The organism is Paraclostridium benzoelyticum, assembly GCF_001006285.1.
Lineage (GTDB): Bacteria > Bacillota > Clostridia > Peptostreptococcales > Peptostreptococcaceae > Paraclostridium > Paraclostridium benzoelyticum.
Genome location: NZ_LBBT01000028.1, coordinates 1 through 6851, shown reverse-complemented (window position 1 = coordinate 6851; position 6851 = coordinate 1). Strand labels below are relative to the sequence as shown.

At 27.2% G+C, this 6851-nt stretch carries 6 protein-coding genes and 1 tRNA gene; 2 read left to right on the top strand and 5 right to left on the bottom strand.

The window, feature by feature from the left end; all coding sequences use genetic code 11:
* The first annotated feature begins 212 nt into the window (after positions 1-212).
* Positions 213-623: an arginase family protein gene (locus VN21_RS01595; RefSeq protein WP_052951943.1), complete on the top strand. Its 411-nt coding sequence runs from the start codon at positions 213-215 to the stop codon at positions 621-623.
* An 84-nt stretch (positions 624-707) separates the two neighbouring features.
* Here the strand turns inward: VN21_RS01595 and VN21_RS01590 are convergent, their stop codons facing one another.
* From VN21_RS01590 to polA, 5 genes are read right to left on the bottom strand one after another with little or no spacing between them, the layout of a single operon-like run.
* Positions 708-920 carry a heavy-metal-associated domain-containing protein gene (locus VN21_RS01590; RefSeq protein WP_046821725.1) on the bottom strand — a complete coding sequence of 71 codons (213 nt, stop codon included), beginning with the start codon at positions 918-920 and terminating at the stop codon, positions 708-710.
* Between the two features lie 54 nt (positions 921-974).
* The gene (locus tag VN21_RS01585; protein WP_046821724.1) at positions 975-2690 is read right to left on the bottom strand and encodes an ABC transporter substrate-binding protein; all 1716 of its coding nucleotides are present in this window, start codon (positions 2688-2690) and stop codon (positions 975-977) included.
* Complete coding sequence (locus VN21_RS01580; RefSeq protein WP_052951942.1) at positions 2677-3246, bottom strand: lytic transglycosylase domain-containing protein; 570 nt, start codon at positions 3244-3246, stop codon at positions 2677-2679. Before VN21_RS01580 ends, VN21_RS01585 begins: the two co-directional genes overlap by 14 nt.
* Positions 3239-3841, bottom strand: a complete 603-nt coding sequence (gene coaE / locus VN21_RS01575) for a dephospho-CoA kinase (protein ID WP_046821723.1) — start codon at positions 3839-3841, stop codon at positions 3239-3241. The genes VN21_RS01580 and coaE overlap by 8 nt, the downstream gene beginning before the upstream one ends.
* A gap of 8 nt (positions 3842-3849) precedes the next feature.
* Positions 3850-6474: a DNA polymerase I gene (gene polA, locus VN21_RS01570; RefSeq protein WP_046821722.1), complete on the bottom strand. Its 2625-nt coding sequence runs from the start codon at positions 6472-6474 to the stop codon at positions 3850-3852.
* A gap of 138 nt (positions 6475-6612) precedes the next feature.
* Here polA and VN21_RS01565 point away from each other — a divergent pair.
* Positions 6613-6699 (top strand) — tRNA-Leu (locus tag VN21_RS01565).
* Positions 6700-6851: the final 152 nt, after the last annotated feature.

Here is a 6851-nt window from a genome sequence, read left to right as displayed (position 1 = left end):
ATATTTTTTCTTATTTGGCAAATAATATTAATGTAAATCAAACATACTCAATCTCCCCAATTTAGACTTCTATTATTTCCCCCAATAGAAGTCTTTTTTTTTTACGCTTAATGTATTTTAGTAAATCAAACTTTTTATTAACTTTGATTTACTAAAATACATTATTGTAAAATATAATATTGGTATATATTGGATATATAGGAGGATTAGTCATGAATATAAATGTTATAGGAGTACCTACATTTTATGGTTGTGATAAATTAGGACCTCAATTAGGTCCTGATAAATTAAAAGAAAAAGAGTTCATTCAAAATACAAATATGAATATGTACTCTCCTGAAGATTTAGCTAGCAAAGGATTAGATTCTATAGTAATTGATATTTTATCTAGCTTACATAGTAAAAAAATAGAAGCAATACATATTAGTTTTGATTTAGATTTTATAGACTCTCAATATGTACCTGGTACTGGAACTAAATTTGAAAATGGTTTTACAGTTGATGAATCTAAGCATCTTCTAATTAAACTTTTAGAGTCAGGTTTAGTTAAATCAATGGATTTAGTTGAACTTAATCCATCATTAGATAAAGATGATATTACTGCTGATAAGCTATCGACATAGTAGATACAGTTTTTAAAAACTTAAAATAAACATAATCTTCTTAAGTGTAAAAAAATACCAGTAGTTTCCTACTGGTATTTTTATTTATTCTATTCCTTTTAACTCATATCCTAAATCATCTATTACAGCTTTTATCATGTCATCAGATACAGTATCATTTGCTTCGACTAAAGCGCATTTATTTTCTAAGCTTACATCTATCACTTCTAATCCTTTTATATCTTCTTGTAGAGCTTCTTTAAGATGTCTCACACAATTCATACAACTCATTCCATCTACTAATAATTTTTTTCTCATATGTTATCACCTCTGTATTTTTTAAAATCTTTAATTCCTATATACCCCTATATATTATTCTTTAAAACCTAGGTTGTATATACCTTCATATATATCAAAGTCATTAGGCTTTAAATTTCCTGTTATTCTTTTATTTGTTACTAAATAATCATCTGTTATACCTAAGCTTACAAATGCTACATTGTCATTAACATATTTTTGAATAGATTTATATATACTCTTTGTATCATCTATACTCTTTGAATTTTTTAACGAATTTAAGTAATTTGTTAATTTTTCATTAGTGTATCCACTATAGTTTATTATATCTGTAGCATCTGGAACTGATGATAATTCCCAGCCAACTAATGCTAAGTCATATTCTTTCTTATCTAAGGCTTGAGCTAATGCATCACCTTCAAGTTCTTCTACAGTAGATTTTATTCCCATCTCATTTAGATTTTCTCTTATTAAATGGGCCGCTTTAACTCTTTCACTATTTTCTTTATTTACAACAATTTTTAAATTTAAATTTTTAATTGATTCTTTTAATCTCTCATTTTTTTCTTTTTCTTCTCTTGCTTTTTTAGCTTCTTTTGATTCTTTATTAGCTTCATTTTCTTTTTTATTAGTTTCTTCTTTTTTAGACGTTTCTTCTTTCTTGCTGTCCTCTTCATTTTTAGAAACATCATCTTTGCCTGCAGCATTAGAATTAACTTTATCTATGTCTATTTTACCTAAACTTTCTTTAGCTTTTTCAACATTGTATCCTATTGATTTTATACTTGAATCATAGTATTTAGACTTAGAATGTAACGGGAAGTTAACCTCTGATACATTTCCTAAATAAGCCTCTGATAAAATTTTATTTTTGTCTATAGCATATGAAATTGCTTTTCTAAAATTGATATCATTCATTATAGGATTACTATAATTAAATATCATATATTCATATCCTCTTCCTTCATAATTAGTAATTTTAAATTCATCTTCTTGGAATTCACTTAAATCACTAATTCCAACTTTAGTTATATCACTTGATAAAGCTAAAGTCATAGAAACTTGAGCTGCCTCATCTGGTACAAGCATTACATTAATCTCTTTTTTTGCATCCTTTATTTTTTCTTTATCATAGTAATCCTGATTGAGTGTTAATACCATATTAGATCTTTTATTATACTTAGATATTTTATATGCTCCACTTCCAACCATGTTATTTTTATAATCGTTTAATTCTGTTGCATTTAATCCACTTAGCTCCGATTTACTAACTATAGGAAATATTAAATTATCTATAGAAAATGCATATGGTTGATTAAAATGTATAGTTAAATTTTTATTATCTGTAGAAGTTACTGATGATATATTTTCAACTAAAGACTTATATGAACTATTTTCTGATCTCTTTATCGAGTCTATAGTAAATTCTACATCATCAGATGTAACAGGCTTCCCATTGTGCCAGTTAGCATCTTTTAATTTTATATTTATGCTTTTGCCATCAGATGACATAGAGTACTCATCTACTAATTGTGGAACAGCATTATAGTTACTATCTATTGTAAATAAGCTATCATATACTAAATCCAAAATATATCCAACAGATTGATCATTATTATGTATAGGATTTATAGTTTTAGGATTTACCATAGATAAATGTATATATTCTAAATTATTATTTTCACTTACATTTTGCTTTTCGTTTTTGTCTTTGTTACTATCACCTTTGCCGCACCCAGAAACAGCAAGCATAATGGTCATAATAACCGCCACTACTTTAATTCTTTTCATTAGCTTCTTCCTCTCCATACAATGACTTGTAAATAATATAGTTTTCTTTAACCTTGCCTAAGTAGTTTTTAGTTTCATTAAATGGTATTTCATGTAATTTATTACCATCCTTACTATAAGCTTCATCATTCAACCATTTATTTACATTCCCTGATCCTCCGTTATAAGCAGCTATAACTAAATCTAAATCATTAAATTCTTTATATAACTTACTCAGATACCAACAACCTATCTTTATATTAGTTTCAGGATCAAATATATCAACTTTACCTAATTTCAACTCATCTTGTGCCCATTTTTGAGTTATATCACTTATTTGCATCAATCCTTTAGCCTTCTTATTGGATATAGCGTTTTTGTTAAATTTGCTTTCTACTTTCATTATACTATATACTAAGTTTTCATCTATCGAAAACTCTTTAGAATATATGTCTACATATTCTTCGTATAATCTCGGATGTAATAATTTTAACACCAATTTTTGTCTTATTGATATTACTCCTAAAACTAATAACATAAAGATTATAAATATAGTTATATATCTTTTTTTATTCACACCATTTCTCCTTTATATGTGTTATTAGTTTACTTGCATCATAGATTAACTTATTCCTATCTCCTGAATTATCGATTATATAATCTCCAAACTTAATTTTTTCAGATTGACTCATTTGTGAATTTATACGACTCATAGCTTCATTCTTTGTAATGTGATCTCTTTTAATTATTCTTTCTAATTGAACATTTTCATCACATGTAATAACAACTAACTTATCTACTAAGTCTAAAAATTTTCCCTCTATTAGTAAAGCTGCATCAACTATGGCAATATCTTTATTGTTCAATTTTATATTATTTATTTTTTTTATTATCTCTTTTTTTATAGCTGGATGAGTCAATGAATTTAATTTAATTAACTTTTTATCATCATTAAAAACTATTTCACCAAGCTTTTTTCTATCCAAAGTCCCATCATTTCTTTTTATATCATCACCAAAAGTAGCAAATACCTTTTTTAGTAAATCACTATTATTCATAATTTCTCTAGATATTAAATCCGCATCAATTATATCAAAATAGTTCTGTTCTAGAATTTTTGACAAGCTGCTTTTCCCACAACCTATATTTCCTGTTAGTCCAATTACCAACATCTTATCACCTACTTTGTTTCATACCAAGAATCTCCGGTATTTAAATCTACATCTAAATTAACATCCATAGATACAGCATGTTCCATTTCATCTTTTACAATCTTAGATACTTCTTCTAATTCAGCTTCAACACATTCAATTATAAGTTCATCGTGAACTTGAAGAACTAATTTGGATTTTAAACCTTTTTCTTCTAATTTTTTATAAACATTAACCATAGCTATTTTTATTATGTCAGCAGCACTTCCTTGTATTGGTGCATTCATAGCCAATCTTTTCCCTAAATTTTTAAGTATTATATTAGAAGATTTTATTTCCGGTATATATCTTCTTCTATTTAAAATAGTTTTTACGTATCCATCTTCTTTCGCTTCTTCAATTGTATTATCCATATACGATTTTATGTCTTCATAAGTGTTCAAATAACTATCAATATAGTTTTTTGCTTCCTTAACTGGTATATGTAAATTTTTAGCTAATCCAAAATCACTTATACCATATACTATACCAAAGTTTACTGCTTTCGCGGCACTTCTTTGCTCACTTGTTACATTATTTATATCGATACCAAATACTTGTGATGCAGTTTTAGTGTGAATGTCTACGTTATGATTGAATGCATCTATCATATGCTCGTCTTGACTCATATGCGCTAAAACCCTTAATTCGATTTGTGAGTAGTCTGCATCCACTAATTTAAAACCGTTATCTGCTATGAATACTTTTCTTATATTTCTACCTAATTCTAACCTTACAGGTATGTTTTGTAAGTTGGGTTCTGTAGATGAAATCCTTCCAGTTGTTGTTATCGTTTGGTTAAATGATGAATGTATTCTATTACTTATAGGATTTATTATATTTATAAGACCCTCTACATAAGTGGATTTTAATTTTACAATTTGTCTATATTCAGTTATCTTGTCTATAATTTCATGTTTATCACTTAATTGTTCTAATACTTCAACGTTAGTTGAATATCCTGTTTTAGTCTTTTTAATGACTGGAAGCTCTAATTTTTCAAATAAAATAACACCTAACTGTTTTGGAGAATTAATGTTAAACTCTTCTCCTGCAAGATTGTATATGTCTTTTTCTAGTTTATCTATGGATATTTTAAATTCTTCACCTAATTCTATTAATTTATCTTTATCTACCATAACACCTTCAAATTCCATATATCCTAAAACTTCTACTAAAGGCATCTCTACATGATAAAATAGACCATCCATATCCATATTAACTAATTTCTCTTCCATTTTAGGGCTTACTTTTTCAACTAATTGAATTATACTTCCAATTGTATTGTCTAATTCTTCTTTTTCTAGATCCTCATATTTTTTCGCTTTAACGCCTTTCCCTAACAATTCTTCAGATGATTTTATTTTTTGTCCAAAATAGTTCATCGCAATTAAATCATAGGTATAGTTAGAGCTACTAGAATCTATTAAGTACTCTGCTATAGCTATATCAAAGTAAATATTGCTTAAAGATATTCCATAAGCTCTTAGAGCTATATAATCTTCTTTTAAGTTATATCCATAAATTCTTAAATCTTCATCTGCTAATAGTTCCTTTAGTTCATCTATTTGACTTTCCTCAGCATATAATAATTCTTCTCCGTCAATACTTAAATAAATTTTCATTATATTTTTTTCAAGAATATTTCCGCTTTTAGATATAGTTTTTAATATTAGCTTTTTGCTATTTCTTGATTTATTTATAAACGCTTTAACATCTTCAAGTTTGTTTACTATTACTTTTGATTCTTCTGCGTTTGAATCTAACCTAGATATTAAGCTGTTAAAGTCAAGTTCATTAAATACTTCTATTAATTTTGACTTATCATAATTTCCAAACTCAAGTTTTTCTAAATCAAAATCAATTGGAACATCTCTAATTATAGTAGCCAACTTTTTACTCATTGTAGCAAGCTCTTTATTTTCTTCTATTTTTTTCCTAGGACTTCCTTTTACTGAATCAATATTTTCTATTATATTTTCAATACTTCCAAATTCTTTTATAAGTTTAATACCTGTAACCTCTCCAATTCCAGGAACCCCAGGTATATTATCCGACTTATCTCCCATAAGGCCTTTTAAATCTATAAATTGAGTAGGTGTCATTTCATATCTTTTCTTAACTTCATTTAAATCATATTCTTCAACTTCTCCTACTCCTTTTTTAGTTATAAGCGTAGTTGTGGTCTTTGAAGCTAATTGAATTGCATCTTTATCTCCTGTTACTATATAAACCTTATATCCCTCTTGCTCTGCTTTTAAAGATACAGTACCTATTATATCATCAGCTTCATATCCTTCAATTTCTAAACGATTTATATTAAATGCATCTAATAAATTTTTTAATGGCTCCATCTGTTGTCTTAATTCATCTGGCATTTTTTTTCTTCCGGCTTTGTATTCCTTATACTCTAAGTGTCTAAAAGTCGGAGCTTTTTTATCAAATGCAACACTAACATGTGTAGGTTTGTATGTATCTATCAACTTAAATAGCATATTTGTAAAACCAAATATTGCATTTGTATGTAGTCCTTTTTTATTAGTTAAATCAGGCAATGCATAAAAAGCCCTATTAACAATTGAATTTCCATCTATTATAATTAACGTTTTTTCCAAATTTATCACTCCTAATTATTTATCCTCTCTATTATTACCAATTCGTATTATATTTAATATTACCATATTATTGAATGTATATTAAGGCTAAATATATTGCAAAACGTTTTTATTACTGCTATAATAGAATTATAACGAGCCGGTTTGCTGGAATCGGCAGACGGGGCGGACTCAAAATCCGTTGGTAGCAATACCGTGTGGGTTCAAGTCCCACAACCGGCACCAATAAGTATTTAGAAGGGCTTCAACTATTTTGTTGAAGCTTTTTTATTTGAAAAATAAAAAATCACTTACATTATGTAAGTGATTTTTAAGGGAAAGTATTTTGATAGTTTTTTATTTTATTATGAGATTATTATAAATCCTAAAGCTTAAAA

What these genes read in the sequence shown, in the direction of transcription:
- VN21_RS01595 (WP_052951943.1), top strand. Translation starts at nt 213, where the DNA reads ATGAATATAAATGTTATAGGAGTACCTACATTTTATGGTTGTGATAAA.
- VN21_RS01590 (WP_046821725.1), bottom strand. Translation starts at nt 920, where the DNA reads ATGAGAAAAAAATTATTAGTAGATGGAATGAGTTGTATGAATTGTGTG.
- VN21_RS01585 (WP_046821724.1), bottom strand. Translation starts at nt 2,690, where the DNA reads ATGAAAAGAATTAAAGTAGTGGCGGTTATTATGACCATTATGCTTGCT.
- coaE (WP_046821723.1), bottom strand. Translation starts at nt 3,841, where the DNA reads ATGTTGGTAATTGGACTAACAGGAAATATAGGTTGTGGGAAAAGCAGC.